Here is a 22,552-nt window from a genome sequence, read left to right as displayed (position 1 = left end):
CAGACCGCAGCCCATGGGTTGCGGTTTTTTGCTTTTAGTTATCATAAGCGTAACTTTGCAGTCGGGAATAATTAATAAAACCTATGCAAGACGAAGCAGGTGAACTTATCCTGGATTCTATACGCAACGATATGGCTGTTGTGGGCAAAGCACTGCATACACTTGCCCAAAGGGTGATCGAGGAAGAAATTTCGGATTACCCGGTATTTGTAGCTTCGCAGGAATATGTGGACATCGGCAAACCGATATTTGACCGCGATGTCATACATGTCAACTGGTTTTTCAACGTTTCTTTCCTGGAAGATTTCGTAAAAAAAGGCCTCATCCAGTCTGAAAAGGTCAGCCAGTTTAAACGCACCTACGGCGACGCGACCAAAAAGGCCTGTGTATTTGTCATTACTGAAGATACCGGTCAGTTTGTATTTGTTCCCTATGATCCGGATTCGGAAGAATGAAAGCGATCCTGATCAACCACTTCGGCGGGCCGGATGTCCTCCAACTCGGGGAATTTGAAACGCCTGTTCCCGGCCCTTTTGAAATACTCATAAAAGTTACTTCCACTGCCCTCAACCGGGCGGATATCCTGCAACGGGAAGGAAAATACCCCCCTCCTCCGGGCGCAAGTACGATCCCGGGTCTCGAAATATCGGGCACGGTCGCTGCGCTGGGAAAAAATGCCACTCATTGGAAGAAAGGCGATCTGGTATGCGGATTGCTGGCAGGTGGCGGCTACGCAGAATACGTCGTTCTTCACCAGGACCTGGCTATGCCTGTACCTCCGAATATAGATTTGATTTCAGCGGCAGCTATTCCGGAGGTATTCCTTACCGCCTTCCAGGCTTTGGACTGGCTGGCTGATCTTCAGTCGGGAGAGTCGGTGCTGATCCATGCCGGAGGAAGCGGTGTAGGTACGGCGGCCATTCAGATCGCCAGGGAAAAAGGCGCAAGGGTTTTTGCTACGGCTTCTACATCCAAACACTCAGCCTGCATAAAACTCGGTGCAGAAAAAGTCATCGATTATAAAAATGAAAACTTCGAATCCGTAATCCGTGAGATTACCGGCGGATTAGGCGTACAGGTGATCCTGGACTTCCTCGCGGCGCCCTATTTCCAGCAAAACCTTAACGCACTCTCTATGGACGGGCGAATGGTCATGCTCGCTTTAATGGGTGGCCCTTCCGCAGAAAAAATCAACCTCGCACCCATACTGGGCAAAAGGCTTCAAATTATGGGTTCAACCCTCCGAAGCAGGCCATTGGATTATAAAATTGCCCTTACCCGTGCATTTTCAGACTTCGCACTGCCCTTACTCGAATCCGGCAGACTAACCCCTGTCATCGACCGCATTTTTGACTGGAAAGAAGTCTGCGATGCGCACCGTTTCATGGAGTCCAATCAAAATACCGGCAAAATTTTGCTCCGCGTAACAAATCATTAACCAACAGGCTAAAACCTTACATCCTTTTTTTCGCAAAAAGTAATAAGGATAAACTATTCTCCCTTACGGAATATCTTCCTCAGATATCCGAGACACCTGCATTTTTTATTTCTGGCAATCTGTGCATTCTGGTAGCCCATTTGCTGGCTGATGGTTTTCATTGACTGATTCTCCCAAATTGCTGCCATCAACACCGCCCGGCAATCTTCATTCAGTTGATCCATCAATCGGTAAAAGGTCGCCGAATTTTCCTCCGCCCAAATCTCGCTGAATGAATCCACTTCGGCCAAAGCAGGAATATCTTCGCTCCAATTGACCGGAAACGTCTCCTTTCCCAGTTTCCGTAGTTTTTTAGACCAGATATGGGAAGAGACCGTCAGAAGATAGGAAATCAGGCGGGAATGGAGTTCAAATTGGCCAGATTTCACCTTTTCATACAAGACGACCAACGCCTCCTGGAAAACATCTTCGCCATCCGCGTCATTACCGCCACGCTGGTTTACCATTTTTAATACAGGAAAGAAGCATCGGTTATAAATCTGCCGGAGTGCATTTTCTTCCCGGCGCCCGCCGACGGAGATGTCGGCCAGCCAATCCCTTTCCACAAGGGAATCCCTTAAACTTGTGTTTTTCATGGTTATCATTTCAGGTTGTGAATACAAATACTAATAGACAAAAAAATATTGTCATACTCAAGACAAACGCAATATCGTGTTTTTTGCTTAATTGCACTTATGGCCAACTATATAGCTGAATATGATGCGCTGATTGAGACTGCAGGAGAAATGATGGGGTTTATTCCCGACTCAATCTCTGCAAAAAAACCAGCGCCGGGAAAATGGTCTCCCCGGGAGATCGTCGGTCATCTTATCGATTCGGCAACCCACAACCATCACCGCATAATCATTGTTTTGTGTGGTAATGGCCAGCTTTGCGAGCTTTCCGGTTATAATCAGGATGAATGGGTACGCGTAAATGCCTACCAGAATACTCAATGGCGTGCGCTCATACAGTTCTGGAAATCATACAACCAACACCTTTGCCGGCTCATAAAATCTCTGCCCGAAGAAACCCGGCAAAAACAAAATATCAGACTGTTGTATCCTCTGATGGATTCGCAAACTTTACCCGAAGGGGGATTAATTTCGCTGGATTGCCTGATGGAAGATTACGTCATTCACCTGAAACATCACCTTAGACAAATAGTATCCTTCTCCAGATTTTCGGAATAATAAATATCTGATAATTGATTTTTTATTAGGCCAAAGATTTAGGTATTTGGCCCTGAGTATGTTTTTGTGAATACGAACGCATATGTTGGGTAACAATTAGTAAGGAGCCAATGATCCGTGTATTATTTGTTTGTTTGGGAAATATTTGTCGTTCTCCCATGGCCGAAGGAATGTTTATACATTTGGTAGAACAGGCCGGTTTGTCAGAAAAAATTAAGGTTGACTCTTGTGGCACTGGCGGTTGGCATGCAGGAGAAAGAGCCGATGCCAGAATGCGGGCAACCGCAGCAGAACATGGAATCCATCTTCCCTCAAGAGCCAGACAGGTGAGGCATAGCGATTTTCAGGATTTTGACTATATCATCCCTATGGATCAAAGCAATCTCTATGATTTGGAGACGCTTGCTGCACGAATACCGGGAAAAAAGGCCCGGATTATCAAAATGCGGCATTTTGATCCACAAGCGCCTGAAGCAGATGTGCCTGACCCTTATTATGGTGGAAAAAGCAGTTTTGAAGAGGTATTTGTAATGTTGGAGCGCTCCTGCCAAAATCTGCTAAGCTTTATCCGGCAGGAGCACAACCTGTAGCCCATCAATTTCTTCTCCAGGGTTCGGGACCGCCAGGGCCTCCGGGCCCACCCGGGCGATCAGCGTTATTGGGCGAATCTGCCGGCTTGACAAATTCACGGATATTGTAAGTGAAGGTCAGCATGACATATCGCTGCAATACTGCTGTGCGTAAATCTTCGATATAGACGTCGCTGACTGTCCGCTGAATGCTGTTGTTTTGTTTCAGCATATCAAACACAGATAGTTGCAACTCACCCCGCTGGTTTTTGAACATCTTCTTTGCAAGTCCCATATTCCACAACCAGAAATTCTGATCAAACCCCTGACTCAACCCTCTGTACAACTGATTGGTAACCGTGCTTCTGAAGACAATTCCTTTTCCAACGATCACATTCACACGGGCAGAAGAAACCTGATTGAGATACCTGGTATTCAGTGATGACTGCAGGGTATTTATGGCATTGCTGAGATTTGATTGGGAGGAGAGCGTAAAATCCAGTTTCTCACTGATATTGCTGCTCAATACTGCCCCCAACCCCACGGTTGCATTAGAAGTTTCATTCAGCGCACCATTGATGATACCCGGCGTACGGCGGTAGTCTCCGGAAAGGTTAAAATTAAGGTTGGATTTAATCAGCTTCACAGGAATCCCGTAGGTAATGAATGAGCGCAAACTCCAGTTACCATCGAGGTTGACCGGTTTGATAAGCTGAGCGCCTCTTGGCAGCACTACTCCTTCTGAAAGTACCGTATCCTGCCGTGCGATAAACGTACTGTTTCCCACATAATTCTGAGTATAGTTTCCGCTCAACATAAAGAAAAATACCCTTGATTTTTCGGTATTGGTACTGTTGTACCGAAACACCATCATGTGCTGATAACTTTGGTCGAGATCCTGGTTGCCCGTACGAAGCTGAAGCGGATTGCTGTTATCAATTACCTGCTGAAGCTGGGAGATGGAAGGCGGACTGGTACTCGTGCGATACATAGCAAAAATGCTATTTTGCCCTTCCAGCCGGAGACGGAAAAAAGCCGTTGGCAAAAGATTGAAAAAAGTACGGTTTACATTATCTGAATAAGGCAGTACCTGCTCACCTGCCAAGCCCGCCCATTGTGCAGCGAGCCGGGTAGTAAAGAAAGCTTTTTTTCCACGCAACATATAACCAGCTCCAAGTTGGTGCGCAGCGTATGTACTATTGAAGACATTGGATAGAGGGATATTCAGAGAGGAATAGTCACCCGTCATATCCTCGTAATCATAGGTTGATTTCTCCGAGTCGTTCCATTCCGGTGACCATGAGTAGTTCAGCTGCAACATCCCCTTTTCGGAAACCGGCTCCGTGTACATGACATTGGTAGAAACATTCCAGTTGTTTTTGTCAAGCCTTGAATTCTGATCCAGCGTATCGAAAGATGCCGGCTCGGTGAAATAGTTCAGGGCAGAAAACAACTGATTGGTACCCGAGTTTTCATTGTACCCGCTCCTCACGTTCAGCGAAATTGTCCGTCCCCTTTTTTCAAACTGATGGCGAAAAAGGAACATATTCGAGAAATCAACCCCTAGCAGTTCTGAGGAGAAAATTGAAGCCGAGCTATTGAGCAGATAGTCAGAAAGAGAGGTTCCTGCAAAAGTAGTCTCGTCTCCGGCATTTTGCTGAATGGAAAGTCTGGGGCGGATAAGCAGAGAAGTTTTATCTGTAAACTTATAGTTCATCCGCATATTCAGCCGGTGGTTGATATTTTGGGTACCGCTTTCGCTGTTTTCCCGATACACCTGTCCCGTATCTGTACTTGTGACATACTGGCGATTGAGATCGGTCAGCGCGTCGTTATTGGTCAGATTAAAGAAATAGCTACCGGAGACTTCCATTTTTTTGCCCCAATTGTCGGAATAATTAAGTCCGAAGGCATGTGTAGTAGATATCCCTCCCTGCTGTGAAACAAGGAAATCGCCGGCATCGCCGCCGCCGCGTCCCCCACCAAAGCCGCCACCGCCAAAACCCCCACCACCGCCTCTGCGTCCTCCGCCACCGGAGCTTAATACACCCAGCAGGTCATCATTGGAAAAATTCTGCTGATTGATATTATTGGACTGCGCCAGAACAGAAATCCTTCGGGCCTTGTTGAAATAGTTAAGATTTCCTCCGGCCTGATAACGACTGCCATTTTCAATAAAGTCCCCATCGTATCCATACCCGCCATATACTTTACCAAATATGCCATTGCTCATTTTTTCGCGGGTAATAATATTGATGGTTTTGGTCGTATTGCCATCATCAACACCGGTAAACTGAGACTGATCACTTTGCTGGTCAAATACCTGGATTTTGGCGATGACTTCAGCCGGAAGATTTCTCAGAGCTGCAGAAGGGTCGCTACCAAAAAATTCCTTCCCGTCAACCAATACTTGCTTTACTTCTTCTCCTCCAACCGAAATTTTGCCATTGGACATATTGATGCCCGGCATTTTCTGAACCAGATCTTCTGCATTTGCGTCGGGATTTGTTTTGAATGCACCGGCATTAAACTGTGTGGTATCGCCTTTTTGCTGAGCCTGGGCTACCTCTCCTTCGATTTGAACTTCTTCTATATTATAGGATCGCTCTTCCATCGTCACAGGATCCAGAGAAAGAGACTTGTCAACCACCGACACAGCCTGGGTATAGTCCCCAAAACCAAGCGCGGAAATCTTTATCGTATAATCACCTGGTTTTACCATTTTCAGAGTAAACACACCATCGGGACCGGCAAATGCCCCTCTCAGGCCTGCTCCACCTTGTTCGAGTACCACTTTGGCACCCACAGAAGGCGTCTGGTCCGGATTCAGGATTTTCCCGGAAATCTCAAAAGTCTGGCCAAAGGCCAGGATTCCACTTAGGAGGAAAGTAAACAACAACCCATACTTTTTCATAAAATTGAGGTCTCAGTTTGTGAAGGATGTAAATTAGACATTCATTTATCGGCACTTATTCCCGTGTAAATAATTATTCCTTCATTGGCTCGTTTTCCATTTGCACAGCGACTATATTCAAACCTGGTAATTATTTTTTATGCCCTTTCGATATATTTTTTCCCTGATGCTCCTTGTTCTTATTTTGCCGCCCGCCCGCGCTCAGCTGGGCTTGAAAGAAGATGTACTTACAGAAAAGTTTGGCAAAAATTCTATCCGGAGAACAACACCTGCACAGGCTGGTTTTCATGATATCATGTATGAAATAAACCCGGGTTATTTTCTGCTTGCAAAAATAAGGGAAACAGACAGCATGACTGTTCTGCTCAGTTATTCCATGCGAAACCCTTCGATCAGCAAACAGGTTTACAGCAAAATCCTGCGGGAAAGTTTTTCGACATTCAAACCCTCAAGAAAATTCACCTCACAGGATCCGTTTGACCGGCGTACCTGCCATTACAACCCGGAAACAAAAGAAATGGTCATGCGCATTCACGGTTCCCAACGGAAAGAATTCCCACTTAAAGGTTTTCTCCTGGTCAACGAACCTGCCCTCATCGATGAAATCCTGGTTACCGTTGACAACCAGTGGACAGAGGACGAATAAGGCAAACCTATTATCCTTCCGCGGGTTTTTCCAGCAATTCATCCATAAAAGAAATCGCCCGCCGCAAATGCGGAATCACGATGGTTCCTCCTACCAACAAGGAAATTTCGAACACTTCCATGAGTTCTTGTTCCGTCGCCCCGGCTTCCAGTGAAGACTGAATATGATATCTGACACAGTCATCACACCGCAATACCATGGATGCAGAGAGACCGATCAGTTCTTTGGTCTTTACATTCAGGGCACCTTCCTGGTAAGTATTGGTATCGAGGTTGTAAATGCGTTTGATGATTTTGGAGTCCGATGCGAGGATGCGGGCGTTCATCTTTTCGCGAAATTCATTAAATTCTTTTACCTGGGACATGCGGATAATTGTTAATGGTTAATTGGTAATTGTTAATGGGTAATGGTTGAGGGGACAAAAAGACTTGAATATAAATCACATTTAACTATTCCTTAATAAAAATTTCCTAATTTTGCGGCTCTAACATTAAGACTTATGAAATATTTAGACCAGGCCAATATTAACGGCAGACGCGCTTTGATCCGCGTGGATTTTAATGTACCCCTTGACAAATCATTTGAGGTAACTGATGACCGCCGCATCAGCGAAGCAGTACCTACTATACAGTATATTCTGGATCAGGGCGGCTCTGCCGTACTGATGTCTCATCTGGGTCGTCCAAAAGATGCACCGGAGGATAAATACAGCCTTCGTCATACGATTAATGCGTTGAAAAAACACGTAAATGCAGAGGTTTTATTCGCAGATGACTGTATCGGTGAATCTGCATTTGAGATGAGCGCCAACCTGAAACCCGGCCAGATTTTACTGCTTGAAAACCTTCGTTTTTACAAGGCAGAAACTGCCGGAGACGAAGATTTTTCAGAAAAGCTCTCCCACCACGGAGACTTTTATGTGAATGATGCTTTTGGTACGGCACACCGCGCACATGCGAGTACAACTATCGTGGCAAAATTCTTCGAAGAGACCTATTGCGGTATGCTTCTGCAAAAGGAAATTGTCAATGCAGACAAAGTCCTGAACAGTGAAGAACGGCCGGTTTGCGCGATTATGGGCGGAGCCAAGGTTTCTGACAAAATCCTTATCATCGAAAACCTGCTGGACCGTGTGGATTATCTGTTGATCGGTGGCGGCATGGCATTTACTTTCCTCCGCGCCAAAGGTTTTAAGGTAGGAAAATCGCTGTTGGAAGAGGATAAAATCATCACAGCCGCCTCTCTGCTCAAAAAAGCAGCTGCGAAAAATGTGAAAATCCTCACACCGGTTGACTCTGTAGTATCAGACGTTTTTGGCGAAGACGGAAAGATCGCTGTAGTAAGAAATGAAGATTTCCCTGATGACATGATGGGACTAGATATTGGCCCACAGACATTTGAATACTATTACGATACAATCCTTCAGTCCAAAATCATCCTTTGGAATGGTCCCATGGGAGTATTTGAAATGGAAAAATTTGCCAAAGGCACAATGGCTGTAGCTGAAGCAGTAGTAAAGGCTACACAAAATGGCTCCTTTTCTCTGATTGGTGGTGGGGATTCGGCTGCGGCAATTGCCAAAGCAGGTCTGGAAGATCAGGTTTCCTATGTTTCTACCGGAGGTGGTGCACTGCTTGAGTATCTCGAAGGCAAAGTACTGCCAGGTATTGCAGCACTGGGATAGTCTTCGGTGGCAATAAAATGATGAGTGGGTCTGCCGGTGCAGGCCCACTCTTTTTGTTTATATACGATCAAATCCGGTGTATTTGCGCAATACTTCCGGAACAACTATACTGCCGTCTGCCTGCTGATTGTTTTCCAGCAAAGCCGCCAAAATACGGGGCAAAGCCAACGCACTGCCATTAAGCGAATGCGCCAGCTGAGGTTTTTTATTCTCGTCGCGGTAGCGAAGTTTGAGGCGATTGGTCTGATAGGTTTCAAAGTTGCTGACAGAGCTTACCTCCAGCCATCGTCCCTGTCCGGCGCTATAGACTTCGAGGTCATAGGTTTTGGCAGAAGTGAAACTCATATCACCGGAACAGAGCAGCAGCCGGTGCCAGGGAAGCCCCAATGCTTCGAGCAGACCTTCAGAATGCCGGGTCATCACTTCCAGCGTGTCATAGGAGTTTTCAGGAAGGGTAATCTGTACGATTTCCACTTTGTCAAACTGATGGAGGCGGTTGAGGCCTTTTACATCTTTTCCATAAGATCCGGCTTCACGGCGGAAACAGGGAGTATACCCACAATTTTTAATTGGGAGATCTTCGCCGTTTACGATATCGTTGCGGTACAGATTGGTGATAGGCACCTCAGCCGTAGGGATAAGGTAAAAGCCATCTCTTTCGACAAAATACATCTGGCCATCTTTGTCGGGAAGCTGCCCGGTTGCAAAACCCGAAGCCTCATTGACCATCAACGGAGGCATGATTTCAGTATAACCCGCGTCACGGGCGGTGTCGAGGAAAAAAGTAATAAGTGCGCGCTGTAATGCTGCACCTTTTCCTTTGTAAACAGGGAAGCCTGCGCCGGTAAGTTTTACCCCCAGTTCCCAATCAATAATATCATGATCACGGGCAAGTTCCCAATGAGGTTTGGCGGGAAAATCGAAGGTGATTTGTTTATTATTTCCTCCAACCACAACATTATCATCGGCAGACTTACCTTTTGGCACAGATTCATGTGGAATATTGGGAAGCGTCACCAGCAACTGATAGGTTTCATCTTCAACAGAAACCTGCTGTTGCTCCAGTTCCTTTATCTTATCTTTTGCGCTGGCAAGTTCCACCTTAAGAGATTCAGCTTCTTCTTTTTTTCCCTCTTTCATCAGGTTACCGATGGATTTGGAGGAATGATTGATCAGATTTCGCAGTTGTTCCAGCTCGGTCACTGTCTGCCTGCGCACACTGTCGAGCTCCAGCAGTTTTCCGATTTTTTCAGCGGCATCCGCTATGTTTTTCTTTTCCAGTCCGGCTATCAGGTTCTCTGGCTCTGTCCGGATTTTCTGAATTTCAAGCATAATTTTGAAATAGTTTGCAGCGAAATAACAAAAACCTATGCAGATTCGTACGAAAACTTATCACTTATTCGCAAATGATTGCGGATAATTTTTTGGAAACTGCAATTAGATTATGTACCTTTGTCGGGTTAATTCAATCCAAGTTCCATTTCCTATACATGTGCTTTCCTTTTACTGATTATCTCTGAAGAGTCAGGCACATCTCACAGTCATCCACATCACATTATCTCCACCCAAATGATTCAAGAGATTTCTTGAAACAACCACAATCAATATATGTACGATATTATCGAGCTGAACAACAACGACCTCCCGGCGTTGAAGGACATTGCGAAGAAACTGAAAATTGAGGACATCGACAAGCTTGCCAAACAGGATCTGATCTTTAAGATTCTGGATAAGCAGGCACTTATGCCGCCAGATCAGTTAAAAGGACTCAAAGAAGGCAGTAAAAACAAAGTTGCTGAACCGGTAAAAGAATCCGTTACAGAAGAAACGGAGACCCCCGAAGATAGCGAAGCGGAATCACGCCCCAAAAATAGCCGCCGCAAAACACAGGAAAAGCCGGAAGAGAAGCCCGAAGAAAAACCGGCCCCACGCAAGCGTACAAGCCGATCCAAAAAAACTGACGACGAACCTGCTGAAGAAGAACCCGAAGTACCCAATGAGCAGGTACCGGTAATGGAAATATCCACCCCGGAATCCATGGAAAATGGTGACGAGGAGAATGAAGATTCTGAAAATGAATCAAACGAAACGCCTGAAAACCGCCAACAGCGGCAGGATGATGACAATGACCGCAAGCAACGCAATCGCCGCAAGCGTGTGCCTTCGCGCAATGATAATGATAGAAACGGTCCCGATAGTCAAGCTCCGGTAAGACAGGAAAGAGACCGGAATCGCGACAATGAAAGAAATCGCGACAATGATCGCGACAGAGACCGGAACCGCGACAATGACCGCGACAGAGAAAGAAATCGCGACAATGACCGCGACAACAGAGACCGGAACCGCGACAACGACCGCGACAGAGACCGTGACCGCGACAGATCGCAATCTCAGCCCGTCGCCCAGGATCCGGCACTTGCAATGCCCAACCTCGATGGTGTAATCAGCAACCAGGGTGTGCTGGAAGTAATTCCTGAAGGATACGGATTCCTCCGCTCTTCTGAATACAATTACCTCCCATCACCTGACGATATTTACGTTTCTCCTTCCCAGATCAAACTGTTTGGCCTCAAAACCGGCGACACTGTTTTCGGGCAAATTCGCCCGCCTAAGGATGGGGAGCGGTATTTTGCGCTCCTGAAGGTTGAGACTATCAATGGTCGCACCCCCGAAGAGGTCAGAGACCGCATTTATTTCGATCACCTTACCCCACTTTTCCCTGATGAAAGATTTAAACTTTCTTCCGAGAGAAAAGAAAAAGATTTGTCCCTCCGCATTATCGACCTCTTTTCACCCATAGGTAAAGGCCAGCGGGGACTTATCGTAGCCCAGCCTAAAACAGGTAAAACGGTTCTCCTCCAAAAAATCGCCAACGCTATCGCTGCCAATCACCCAGAAGCATATCTCATCATTCTGCTGATTGATGAACGCCCGGAGGAGGTTACCGATATGGCCCGCAACGTAAATGCGGAGGTAATCGCATCTACTTTTGATGAGCCTGCCGACCGACACGTTCAGGTTGCTACCATTGTTCTTGAAAAAGCGAAACGCATGGTAGAGTGCGGACATGATGTTGTCATTTTACTTGACTCTATTACGCGTCTTGCAAGAGCTCACAATACGTGTATGCCCGCTTCTGGTAAAATTCTTTCCGGTGGTGTGGATGCAAATGCGCTTCACAAACCTAAACGCTTTTTCGGGGCTGCAAGGAATATCGAACACGGTGGTTCGCTGACAATTCTCGCCACTGCCCTTATCGAAACCGGCAGCAAAATGGATGAGGTAATCTTTGAAGAATTTAAGGGAACCGGCAATATGGAGCTTCTGCTCGACCGGAAACTCTCCAACCGCCGTATCTACCCCGCTATCGATGTTACGGGCTCGGGTACACGCCGCGAAGACCTGCTCATGGATCCGGGAGACATCAACCGCATCTGGGTACTGCGCAAGTTCATGGCTGACATGAACCCGATCGAAGGAATGGAATTCCTCAGAGAAAGAATGAATAATACGCAGGACAACGACGAGTTCCTGCTTTCCATGAACGGATAATTTCCGGTTCATATACAAAAACCTGCAAGCCATCCTGAAGATTCGGGATGGCTTGTTTTATTTAAGGGAAGGATATATCCGTAATCTATCTTTCCAAAAACAGGTTTCTGTAAACAGTTAAATTGAATTTTTGTAATTTCGCAGTCGAATCTAAGCGGCATGAATGAATCCCTGCGAAAGTTCTTACGGCTCGAAACGGAAATTCCTCCCAAGGTTTTCCCCGCACCGCTATTTATTGCCGGCTGCATGCGCAGCGGAACTTCGCTGCTGGTCGATAAAATCAGCCAGCACCCGCAGCTTCTCAAGATCGGAATGGAGCTCAACGATATCTGGTCAGCGATAGGTGAAGCACCATGTGTAGGCTATTGTATGCACCGCGACGAATCGCATGCATCTTTCTCCGCAGCCACCAATATGGCGCATTATTTTGACCGGTTTATTGCCGATGCAAAATCGGGACGCCGGTATCTCATGCGGGTGAGCAATCTTTTCCGGTTTGGGTCAGGGGCGTTTTCCTACGACTGGGATCACCTCATTCCCGTCAATAAATCGCCGCATCTTACCAACAAACTTCGCTACATCCACACGCTTTTCCCTCAGTCCAAAATTGTCCTGATCATTCGATCCATTGAAGGGCACTGCGCCAGTACAAAGGTGTTTTTTGACAGGGAATACGAATTACTGAAAAGGATCAACTATATCCCACAGGATCCCAAAGGCTGTTATACCCGATTTTCTGAAGATATTACGCCGGAGGGCGTGATTCCAGATCGTTGTTACCCGGGCGATTTTTCTGTGATACCGGAAATGTGGATTCGCCTGAATGCATTAGGACTTCGCGATCTGCTTTCACTTCCTGAAGATTCGGTGCGAATTATCAGCTACGAAGATCTGGTCAATCGGCAATCAGAAGTGCTGGGAAAATTATTCGACTTTCTTGATCTCAATCCCGCACATCACAACCATTCAGAAAAAATCAAAACATCCGGGCTAAAGGTTATCAATACCTCCACTTCCGGAGATCCACTCAAAAAGTGGAAAAAACATCTCTCTGATCAGGAATTGGCGACGATCAATCAAACTATAGAAAATTTCCGCCCGGACTACGATTTTATCACACAGTCGCTCAACGAAAAAAATATTCTGGCCCTATGAGCAACCGGATCGCTTCCGCCAAAATTCTTATGATAAAAATCCGCAGGAAAATGGGCCTGGTGGTGAGTTCTGCTTTTGATTTTTTGCTCTTCCAGATAAGAAATCTGTGGCGCCATTCTCCTGAAAAAAAACAGGATCGGAAAATCATCGTCTATCTCTGTGAACTTATTCCTGCCAGAGCCGGTCGTATGGCCAAATGGGTGGGGAGAAATCCTGCATTCGAAGTAGTACTTGTCTGCCATCAGGATGGTTACGTACCGGAATTTGCAGGCGGGCATTTCAGCCGTGAATTTACATACCGCAATGCCTGGCATCTAAAATCTGTCCTCCAAAATATCGGGCATATTGACGTCATCCACGCATTCGCTCCCAAATGTTTTTATCCCGAAATCGGGCGAAAATTTACCCATAAACCTTTTATTCTGGACATGCAGGACGTAGTGGTCACGTATCACGGACTTACCCCCCCTTATGCATGGGCAAAAAAAGAATTGGTCTATGAAAAAGACTGTCTCACAGAAGCTGATTGGGTTATTGGACAAAGCCTCGAACCGCGTGCCGGGTATTTAAAATATGGCATAAAAAAACGCCCGCAAACGATGTTTTTCCCGCTCTTTTGCGATGACGACAGCCTGATGCCGCAGGAAGGCAAAACGTTGAAAGATGGGATACATGTGGTATATGCAGGCGGACTTGCCGGTTCACACCGGGACAGAAGGCAGTTTGGTATATTGCAGTTTCACCATTTGATCGAATCACTGAGCCGGCAGGGAATTCACTTCCATGTGTATCCAAGCCCTTCCACACTCCCACCAGACTATGAAGAATACTACGGGATTGCAGCTAAAAACCCATTTTTCCACATGCACAAACCCGTTGACAACGATGCACTGACGCAAGAACTGGCAAAGTATCATTTTGGTATCCTTCCGTTTTTTGCAGAAGACAGCGATCTGAAGGAAGACAAAATGAAATATGCGACCTCCCTTAAGATGTTTAATTTTCTCGAAGCAGGCATACCTGTGATTATTTCCCGCGACATTTTTTATCAATGGTGGATTGTGATGCGAAAAAATTCAGGCGTGGCCGTTTCCAAAAGTGATATACCCGATTTGGGCGAAAAACTTCGCAGCCTGGATTACGAACAATTGCAAAAAAATGTAGATAAATATCGCCGGGAACTTTCACTCAGCAGGCATATCCCACGTATCACACAATTATATCAAAGACTTATCCAGTCATGAACATCGTCATCGTAGGCGCAAACCCCAAAGGCCAGGCAAAAGTAGTGCTTGAAATTGTCGAGGCAGAAAAAAAATACCATGTGGTTGGCTTTCTGGATGACGATCCGGCAAAAAAAGGCGTGAAAATCAGAGACAAAGAAGTATTAGGGGGAATGATTGATTTGCCTGAATTAATGGTCAAATACAATATAGAAGGAGGAATTGCAGCTTTTGCACACAATCAATTTCGCCGTGAAGTAGGGCAAAAGATCAAATCGCTTGGCTTGAAGCTTATTAATACCATCCACCCAACCGCACATATAGATTCAGACGTAAGGATGGGAGAGGGCGTTGTAGTTTCACCCGGCGCAGTTATCGTTACGGGAAGTGTAATCGGCAACGCTGTCAATATTCTCACGGGAGCGACCATTGACCATGACAATGAGATTGAAGATGGGGTAGTCATTTCACCCGGCGTGCACACAAGCGGGCGGGTAATCATCAGGCGGGATGTATTTGTGGGAACGGGGGCCATATTTCTTCCGGATGCAGAAGTCGGAGAAGGCGCATACATCGGCGCAGGATCTGTAGTGTTAAAAAAAGTACCGGCAGGAGAGATATGGGCAGGGGTCCCTGCAAAACTGCTGAAGGTTACGTGATTATATTTCAATTTCCCCGCAATTGCTGTAAATTCGCGGGTCAGTAATAACCGAATGTTTTTTGTAAAATGAGCAAAAACAAACTTCAGAACATATTCATCACAGGCGGTGCCGGATATGTAGGTGCCGTATTGGTACCCAAACTCCTCCGCAGGGGTTACTCAGTTACCGTTCTCGACCTGATGATCTACGGCGAAGACGTCCTTGCGGATCATCCAAGACTCACCAAAGTTACAGGTGATATCCGGGATCAGGCAATCCTCCGCAAAACAATCCCCGGACATGATGCGGTCATTCACCTGGCCTGCATTTCCAATGATCCGAGCTTCGACCTGAATCCGGAACTGGGAAAATCCATTAACCTCGACGCATTTGAGCCGATGGTTCAGATTTCCAGGGAAGCCGGTGTGAAGCGGTTTATCTACGCGTCGTCATCCAGTGTTTATGGCATTAAGGATGAGCCAAATGTGACGGAAGAAATGACACTGGAGCCGTTGACTGACTACTCAAAGTTTAAGGCGATGTGCGAAGATATCCTCGCAAAATACCAGTCCGACGATTTCACCACGATTACGATCCGGCCTTCCACTGTCTGTGGTTATTCTCCCCGCCAGCGACTTGACCTGGTGGTAAATATTCTCACCAACCTCGCAATCAATAAAGGCGAGATTACCGTTTTTGGCGGAGAGCAAAAACGTCCGAATATCCATATTGAGGATATGACCGATTTGTATTGTATGCTGCTTGAGCTTCCCGATGAAAAAATTGCCGGAAAGATTTACAATGCAGGATACGAAAATCACCCGGTAGCCGAGCTGGCCGAAATCGTTAAAAAAGTAGTAGGCCCTCAGGTCAATGTCATCACCTCCCCTACCGACGATCACAGATCTTATCACGTGTCTTCACAGAAGATCAAAGAGGAAATCGGCTTTGAAGCCAAACATACCATTGACGATGCCGTCAGAGATCTAAAAATTGCTTTTGACAATGGTCTTCTGCCTCAGCCGCTTGAAAACCCTAAATATTTCAATGTCAAGCTGATGCAAAAAATTCATTTAAAATAACCCATGCAGGTAGTACAAAGACAGATTCCCTATGTCAATATCGGCATTCAGGCTTCGCTCTACAAAGAGGAAGTAATGGCCGAAATTGAAAAAGTGCTGGATAGCGGCATGTATATTCTGGGTGAAAGGGTTTCCCGGTTTGAAGCAGATTTTGCCGAGCTCTGCGGAACAAAATACGCTGTAGGGGTAAATAATGGCACAGATGCATTATTTCTGGTCATGCGCGGCCTCTGTATCGGCGCAGGGGACGAGGTGATCGTTCCTCCCAACTCTTTCCTCGCCTCAGCATCTTCCATTGCCCTGATTGGCGCTACCCCTGTTTTCGCAGACGTACGGGACGATTACAATATTGATCCCGAAAAACTCGAGCAGGCGATTACTCCGCGTACCAAAGCCATTGCACCGGTACACCTGACGGGCCGACCGGCAGATTTGGCGCCCATCCTTCAAATCGCCCAAAAACACGGGTTGTATGTCATCGAAGACTGCGCACAGGCGGTAGGGGCTACTTACCATGGTCAGCCGGTCGGTTCCTTCGGAATCGCCGGAGGATTCAGCCTTCACCCGCTGAAAAACCTCAACGCCGTCGGAGACGGCGGGATGATCACCACCAATGATGAAAACCTCTACCAATACCTTCTCAAAGCCCGTAACCACGGACTGAAAAACCGCGATGAGTGCGAGTTCTGGAGCTACAACTCCCGACTTGATGCGATTCAGGCGGCGATTCTTCAGGTAAAACTCAAATATTTACACCAGTGGAACAACCGCCGCCGGGAGATTGCAGAGAAATACCAGAATCGGATCAGTCAGTATGTATGGGTTCCTAAAGACGGGCCGGGTATGAAGTCTGTTTATCATACTTTCATTATTCAGACAGACCGGAGAAATGAACTGATGGCCTTTTTAAAGGAAAATGGCGTGGATTCGAAAGTGCATTATCCGATATCTATTCACCTGCAGGAGGCCGCTGCTTATCTGGGCTACCAACGCGGAGATTTTCCGGTAGCTGAGCGCCAGATGGATACCATCCTGAGCCTGCCTGTATTCCCCGAACTCCTGGACGAGGAGGTTGATTATATTTGTGATACCATCGAAAGATTTTTCCATTCATGAAAGTATTAGTAACCGGAGGCTGCGGGTTTATCGGCAGCCATCTTGTGGATGCCCTCCTTGCGAAAGGCGCAGAAGTGGTGGTCATCGACAACCTTTCAACCGGCAGGTTGTTGAATCTGGAACATCAGAAAACCAATCCCAACCTCACGGTTCATATCGCAGATATTGCAGAATACGGGGCGATCGATAGTTATTTTGCAGGCGTGGAAAAAGTATTCCATATCGCAGCACTGGCCGATATTGTGCCTTCCATCCAGCAACCGCTCAATTACCACAAATCCAATGTGGACGGAACCATCAACGTGCTGGAAGCCAGCCGGAAAGCGGGTGTGAAGCGACTGATTTATGCAGCTTCTTCTTCATGTTTTGGTATCCCTGATCTATATCCGACACCGGAGACAGCAGAAATTCGTCCCGAGTATCCCTATGCCACCACCAAGTGGATCGGCGAACAATACGTGCTCAATTGGCATAAAGTATATGGCCTGGCGACGACTTCGCTCCGCTTTTTTAATGTGTACGGCCCGCGTTCCCGCACTTCGGGAACCTATGGAGCCGTTTTTGGCGTTTTCCTCGCACAAAAACTCAACAATAAACCCTACACCGTTGTCGGCGATGGCACTCAGACCAGAGACTTTACCTTTGTATCCGACATCGCTGCGGCTTGTATCAAAGCCTCAGAAACAGATGCCGCCATCGGAGAAGTGATGAATGTAGGCAGTGGCGGCACTTACAGTGTAAACCGCCTGGTAGAGCTTCTGGGGGGAGAAGTTACATATATCCCCAAGCGGCCCGGAGAGCCGGATTGTACCTACGCAGACACCTCCAAAATTCGAAAAATCCTCAATTGGGAACCCAAAGTGAGTTTTGAAGAAGGCGTACAAACCATGCTGGACAATATTGATTACTGGCGGGAAGCGCCACTTTGGGAACCTGCAAGTATTGCAGAAGCTACTAAGGACTGGTTTAAGTATCTGGGGAAAAAATGAATAAAGACAAAATCGTAGCACTTGAAGATCTGGCAAACATCATTTCAGGTCTGAAAGCAGAAGGTCATACCGTAGCACACTGCCACGGCTGTTTTGACCTTATGCATCTGGGGCATATCAAACACTTCGAAGCAGCCAAAAAAGCTGCGGATATTCTGGTGGTTACCATCACCCCCGACCACATGGTAAATAAAGGCCCGGGTCGCCCTGCTTTTAACCAGCAAATGCGACTTGAAACGCTGGCTGCGCTGGAAGTCATTGACTATGTGGCTATTAACCTTTGGCCTACCGCTGTAGAAACGCTTCATCTGCTAAAACCTGACTACTATGTAAAAGGTCAGGACTACAAAAACTTCGAAGATGATCTTACTGACAACATCCGTAAGGAGGTGGAAGCTGTGAGAGCCGAAGGAGGCGATATTTATTTTACAGAAGAAGTTGTTTTTTCTTCTTCCAATCTGATCAACGCACACTTCAGTCCGCTGGATGAGTCGGCAAAAGATTATATGCACAATCTGAAGCAGAACCATTCCGCTGAAGAAATTATTGATGTCATAGAAAGTCTATCGGATGTGCGGGTGCTCGTTATCGGAGATACGATCATCGACGAATATCACTACATTCGGTCGCTGGGTAAATCCTCCAAGTCCCCTACCCTTTCAACCCAGTTTATTCGCGCTGAAGTATTTGCCGGTGGGGTACTTGCCATTGCCAATCACCTCAACCAGTTTGCCAAAGAGGTTCATCTCGTCACCTGTCTGGGTACCCACAACGACCAGATTGACGTGATCAAACCCAAGCTGGCAAAAGAAATTTCGGCAAAATATTTTTACCGCAATGATGGCCCCACACCGGCCAAACGCAGGTATATTGCGGAATACCTCAATACCAAAGTATTTGAGGTCACGTATATGAATGATACGAATCTACCCGAAACAGTTGAAAATGAGATGATTGAATATCTCGACTCAATTATCGGGAATTACGATATCGTATTGATTTCGGATTTTGGGCATGGCATGATCACTCCTGCGGTGCAGGAATATCTGACAAATGCTGATATATATGTTTCGGTTAATGCTCAGACCAACAGCAACAACTTCGGATACAACTATATCACCAAATATCAGGGTGCAGACTATATTTCGATTGACGAAAACGAAATCCGCCTGCCTTTTGGTAGTAAATACGGTCTTCTGGAAGATCTTATTCACCGACTAAATGAGACTACGGGCTGTGAAGCCATTACCATTACCCTCGGACAAAAAGGATCGGTGTATTACTACAACGGCCAATTTTATCGCGCACCGGCACTTGCGACCAGCGTGGTAGATTCTGTAGGTGCAGGCGATGCGGTGCTTTCAGTAACCTCACTTTGTGCTTACAAACAATGCCCGCCTGATCTGATTCCTTTTATCGGAAACAGTGTAGGAGCGCTTGCTGTCAATATTCTCGGCAACGAACGCCCGGTAACCAAGGTTGAATTAAATAAAATGATCAGCCACATGCTTAAATAATGGGTATTGTTCAGCGACAAAGTGTCCAGAATACCATCTACACCTATCTGGGCGTAGTCCTGGGATGGTTAAATAAATCCCTTCTCTTCTATCAGTGGCTGACACAAGGGCAGTATGGGCTGATTGAACTGCTCATGACCTTTATGGTGCTGGGATCAGAGCTTTCCCAACTGGGGATTACGCGGATTATTCTGCGGTTTTTCCCATATTTCTACCAAAGGAAAGACAAGGAAGGAAAGTTTATTTTTTTCATTATCCTCTATAGCGCAATAGGTTTTGCAGGTATCTGTCTGATTCTAATGTTGATAAAACCTTTTATCATCGCTCATTACGCCCCGAAATCTCCGCTTTTCACGAATGAGTATATATATATTTATCCGCTGATTCTTTCCTATACACTTTATCGGGTACTTTCTACGATATCGCAGTCTCTGCTGAAGACGGTTGTGCCTGCAATGGCTTATAACATTGCCCTTCGGTTGCCACAGACACTATTGATTATTCTCCTGCACTTCGAATATCTGACATTCAGAGGGTTCCTGAACTGGATGACTGTTAGCTTTTTTGTGCCGGTAATTATCATTCTGGTTTATCTGATATGGCTTCGAAAGCTGCATATAACGATTGGTTTTGACTGGATGAAGGCCCGAATAGGCAGGATTATGCTCAACTACGGCTGGTTTTCTTCTTTGGGAGAAATGACCAATATGCTGGTGAGCAAAGTGGACATACTGATGCTGGGATGGCTGGTCGGAGAAACGGTTGTGGCAACCTATGCCATTGCTTTTTACATTTCTGTACTTATCCAAATGCCGGCACGGTCGATACGGTCGATTACGATCCCGCTGATCGCCAACCATATGAAGGTCAAAAGGATGGATCTCATACAGGATTTGTATCAAAAAACAGCTATCACCAATCTGGTAGTGGCGGCATTGGTTTTTGTGGGAATATGGATAAATATCGATTCATTTTTTGGTCTTCTTCCCAAATACGCTGACGGCCGCGCTTCAGTCATATACCTGGGTTTAGGTTCTATTTTTAATATAATCACCGGGCTTCACCGCCCCATTATCATGAATTCGCGGTATTATCGTTTTGACCTGTATTCAAATGTCCTTTTGTTTATCCTTGTAGTGATTACCAATTATATGCTGATCCCGGTATATGGGGCCACCGGCGCATCTATCGCAACGGCCTTTTCACTTTTTCTGTACAATGGCATTGGGTGCGTGTTTGTTTATTATAAATTTGGGATGCAGCCATTTACGACAAAAACGATACTCAATATTTTGATAACGGTTGGTGTATTGATTTTGGGGTTAAATATCCCTTCTACAGGCAATCATTTACTCGATATTTTGGTAAGGTCTTCGATCGTTACAGCTGTATATCTGCCGTTGATTTTCTGGTTAAAAATTTCACCAGATATAAACAATATGATCGTGGACATTTTGAGGAAGATATTCGGCAGATTTATTTCGCGTTCGTAAGGCGGTAAAAAAAACGTATATTTGCCCTCCGGACCAAGTCAAAGATTATGAATGAGATAACAAAACCGGCAAACGTGGATAGTAAAACATTCTGGAACAGATATACGGAGTCCTTTACGGAGGCTCTTTCCAATACAAAAGCCAGCGATCAGGAAAACGAGATTCCCTATGACGCAGCGCTCGACCTTTCGACGCAATGGCTGGTAGAAGCGCAAAAAAATGGGCGCAAAGTCATGATCATTGGCAATGGAGGAAGTGCGGGAGTTGCGAGCCACCTGGCGGTGGATTTCTGGAAAAACGGTGGTGTAAAGGCAATTACATTTAATGATGCACCGGTGCTTACCTGTATCGCCAACGACTATAGCTATGACGAAGTTTTTTCCATACCTATAGAGCAGTTTGCCGAAAAAGGGGATATCGCCATCTGCATCAGCAGTTCGGGAAGCTCAATCAATATACTCAAAGGCGCACAGGCTGCGCTGACTAAAGGAGCTACCGTGATTACATGTAGCGGGTTTAAACCAGACAATACCCTGCGTAGCATGGGCCATTTAAACTTCTACGTGCCGTCATTTTCCTACGGTTTTGTAGAAACTCTTCACCAGTTTATCATCCATTCTATCCTGGATGTAAAAATGTTTTGTGTGGATGAAAAGGACGTTTTCCACCGGAACCAATCCTTTAAATAACTACCGATAGTTGATATCGTAGTTGGTGTACAGCTTCAGCGCAGTGGTAATCTGACGAAGCAACGAATTGTGCTGATTGATATTCTGCATCAGTTGATTTTGCAGTTCGTCCACTTCCTTGTATAAAGCCTGATAGGTGCGGCGATATTCCTGCAATTGTATCCGCGCTTTATCCTGATCCAGCCGCTTTTTCATGAGCTTATTTTGCCATTCATTAAACTCGTTAACGGAGGTGACAAAGTTTGTTTTGGTATCGTCAAACTTTTTCTGAATAGCATCCCGTTCGGTGATCATATTGCGGTATTGGCTGCGCATACCATACAGATCGTTGCGCTCAGCCGTACCAGGATCAGAGATAAAAGGGTTAACCTCTTCGAGATCTTTATCGTAGCGTTGATGGGTAATTCGGAGGTTACGGTCAATAAAGGAAACCTTTTCGCTCAGGTTCATCCACTCCGGCTCAAACCTTTTTACCTGATTGACCAGGGAAAGATCGACCGATTCACAGCCCGAAAGGACCAGAAGCAACACAAATGATGCAGAAAAAATGACTTGGCTCAGTTTCATATACTTAAATTCAAAACGCCGGAAATTTACGCGTATTATCCGGGA

21 protein-coding genes are annotated in these 22,552 nt (G+C 46.0%); 16 read left to right on the top strand and 5 right to left on the bottom strand.

Annotated features, from left to right (window positions below; all coding sequences use genetic code 11):
- Positions 1 to 83: 83 nt before the first annotated feature.
- Together R3D00_01940 and R3D00_01935 are read left to right on the top strand one after the other, a co-directional pair.
- On the top strand, positions 84 to 455 hold the full coding sequence (locus tag R3D00_01940) for a hypothetical protein (GenBank protein MEZ4771912.1): 372 nt from the start codon (positions 84 to 86) through the stop codon (positions 453 to 455).
- Entirely contained in the window at positions 452 to 1,438 is a 987-nt protein-coding gene (locus R3D00_01935) for an NAD(P)H-quinone oxidoreductase (GenBank protein MEZ4771911.1), read from the top strand. The genes R3D00_01940 and R3D00_01935 overlap by 4 nt, the downstream gene beginning before the upstream one ends.
- 53 nt (positions 1,439 to 1,491) lie before the next feature.
- On the opposite strand, the gene R3D00_01930 is transcribed toward R3D00_01935, so the two are convergent.
- Positions 1,492 to 2,073 (bottom strand): sigma-70 family RNA polymerase sigma factor, encoded by a 582-nt coding sequence (locus R3D00_01930; protein ID MEZ4771910.1) that lies wholly within the window; start codon positions 2,071 to 2,073, stop codon positions 1,492 to 1,494.
- A 99-nt stretch (positions 2,074 to 2,172) separates the two neighbouring features.
- Here R3D00_01930 and R3D00_01925 point away from each other — a divergent pair, with 99 nt between their 5' ends.
- Together R3D00_01925 and R3D00_01920 are read left to right on the top strand one after the other, a co-directional pair.
- A complete protein-coding gene (locus R3D00_01925; protein MEZ4771909.1) occupies positions 2,173 to 2,670 on the top strand; it encodes a DinB family protein in 498 nt (165 codons plus the stop codon).
- A 110-nt stretch (positions 2,671 to 2,780) separates the two neighbouring features.
- The gene (locus R3D00_01920) at positions 2,781 to 3,260 is read left to right on the top strand and encodes a low molecular weight protein-tyrosine-phosphatase (protein MEZ4771908.1); all 480 of its coding nucleotides are present in this window, start codon (positions 2,781 to 2,783) and stop codon (positions 3,258 to 3,260) included.
- Positions 3,261 to 3,264: 4 nt separating this feature from the next.
- On the opposite strand, the gene R3D00_01915 is transcribed toward R3D00_01920, so the two are convergent.
- Positions 3,265 to 6,153 (bottom strand): TonB-dependent receptor, encoded by a 2,889-nt coding sequence (locus R3D00_01915; GenBank protein ID MEZ4771907.1) that lies wholly within the window; start codon positions 6,151 to 6,153, stop codon positions 3,265 to 3,267.
- Between the two features lie 139 nt (positions 6,154 to 6,292).
- Between R3D00_01915 and R3D00_01910 the strand changes: the two genes are divergently transcribed.
- Positions 6,293 to 6,799 (top strand): hypothetical protein, encoded by a 507-nt coding sequence (locus R3D00_01910; protein ID MEZ4771906.1) that lies wholly within the window; start codon positions 6,293 to 6,295, stop codon positions 6,797 to 6,799.
- Positions 6,800 to 6,809: 10 nt separating this feature from the next.
- On the opposite strand, the gene R3D00_01905 is transcribed toward R3D00_01910, so the two are convergent.
- Positions 6,810 to 7,163: a carboxymuconolactone decarboxylase family protein gene (locus R3D00_01905; GenBank protein MEZ4771905.1), complete on the bottom strand. Its 354-nt coding sequence runs from the start codon at positions 7,161 to 7,163 to the stop codon at positions 6,810 to 6,812.
- 135 nt (positions 7,164 to 7,298) lie between these two features.
- On the opposite strand from R3D00_01905, the gene R3D00_01900 reads away from it, so the two are divergent.
- A complete protein-coding gene (locus tag R3D00_01900; protein ID MEZ4771904.1) occupies positions 7,299 to 8,483 on the top strand; it encodes a phosphoglycerate kinase in 1,185 nt (394 codons plus the stop codon).
- 57 nt (positions 8,484 to 8,540) lie between these two features.
- Here the strand turns inward: R3D00_01900 and serS are convergent, their stop codons facing one another.
- Complete coding sequence (serS, locus tag R3D00_01895; protein ID MEZ4771903.1) at positions 8,541 to 9,815, bottom strand: serine--tRNA ligase; 1,275 nt, start codon at positions 9,813 to 9,815, stop codon at positions 8,541 to 8,543.
- 276 nt (positions 9,816 to 10,091) lie between these two features.
- Between serS and rho the strand changes: the two genes are divergently transcribed.
- The 10 genes from rho to R3D00_01845 all read left to right on the top strand — a co-directional run bounded on the left by rho (position 10,092) and on the right by R3D00_01845 (position 21,940).
- Positions 10,092 to 12,035, top strand: coding sequence for a transcription termination factor Rho (gene rho, locus R3D00_01890; GenBank protein ID MEZ4771902.1), 1,944 nt, complete (start codon positions 10,092 to 10,094; stop codon positions 12,033 to 12,035).
- Positions 12,036 to 12,194: 159 nt separating this feature from the next.
- Positions 12,195 to 13,190: a sulfotransferase gene (locus R3D00_01885; protein ID MEZ4771901.1), complete on the top strand. Its 996-nt coding sequence runs from the start codon at positions 12,195 to 12,197 to the stop codon at positions 13,188 to 13,190.
- Positions 13,187 to 14,434, top strand: coding sequence for a hypothetical protein (locus tag R3D00_01880; protein ID MEZ4771900.1), 1,248 nt, complete (start codon positions 13,187 to 13,189; stop codon positions 14,432 to 14,434). The genes R3D00_01885 and R3D00_01880 overlap by 4 nt, the downstream gene beginning before the upstream one ends.
- Positions 14,431 to 15,072, top strand: coding sequence for an acetyltransferase (locus R3D00_01875; GenBank protein MEZ4771899.1), 642 nt, complete (start codon positions 14,431 to 14,433; stop codon positions 15,070 to 15,072). The genes R3D00_01880 and R3D00_01875 overlap by 4 nt, the downstream gene beginning before the upstream one ends.
- 68 nt (positions 15,073 to 15,140) lie before the next feature.
- Positions 15,141 to 16,136, top strand: a complete 996-nt coding sequence (locus R3D00_01870; protein MEZ4771898.1) for an SDR family oxidoreductase — start codon at positions 15,141 to 15,143, stop codon at positions 16,134 to 16,136.
- Positions 16,137 to 16,139: 3 nt separating this feature from the next.
- Entirely contained in the window at positions 16,140 to 17,252 is a 1,113-nt protein-coding gene (locus R3D00_01865; protein ID MEZ4771897.1) for a DegT/DnrJ/EryC1/StrS family aminotransferase, read from the top strand.
- On the top strand, positions 17,249 to 18,241 hold the full coding sequence (locus R3D00_01860; GenBank protein MEZ4771896.1) for an SDR family oxidoreductase: 993 nt from the start codon (positions 17,249 to 17,251) through the stop codon (positions 18,239 to 18,241). The genes R3D00_01865 and R3D00_01860 overlap by 4 nt, the downstream gene beginning before the upstream one ends.
- Positions 18,238 to 19,758, top strand: a complete 1,521-nt coding sequence (locus tag R3D00_01855; protein ID MEZ4771895.1) for a PfkB family carbohydrate kinase — start codon at positions 18,238 to 18,240, stop codon at positions 19,756 to 19,758. The genes R3D00_01860 and R3D00_01855 overlap by 4 nt, the downstream gene beginning before the upstream one ends.
- A complete protein-coding gene (locus tag R3D00_01850) occupies positions 19,758 to 21,251 on the top strand; it encodes a polysaccharide biosynthesis C-terminal domain-containing protein (protein MEZ4771894.1) in 1,494 nt (497 codons plus the stop codon). Before R3D00_01855 ends, R3D00_01850 begins: the two co-directional genes overlap by 1 nt.
- Before the next feature lie 47 nt (positions 21,252 to 21,298).
- The gene (locus tag R3D00_01845; GenBank protein ID MEZ4771893.1) at positions 21,299 to 21,940 is read left to right on the top strand and encodes an SIS domain-containing protein; all 642 of its coding nucleotides are present in this window, start codon (positions 21,299 to 21,301) and stop codon (positions 21,938 to 21,940) included.
- On the opposite strand, the gene R3D00_01840 is transcribed toward R3D00_01845, so the two are convergent.
- Positions 21,941 to 22,507, bottom strand: a complete 567-nt coding sequence (locus R3D00_01840; GenBank protein MEZ4771892.1) for a hypothetical protein — start codon at positions 22,505 to 22,507, stop codon at positions 21,941 to 21,943.
- Positions 22,508 to 22,552: the final 45 nt, after the last annotated feature.

This window comes from Bacteroidia bacterium (assembly GCA_041391665.1).
Lineage (GTDB): Bacteria > Bacteroidota > Bacteroidia > J057 > J057 > JAGQVA01.
The sequence above is the reverse complement of the archived record's forward strand: the minus strand, read 5'-3'. Positions and strand labels throughout refer to the sequence as shown.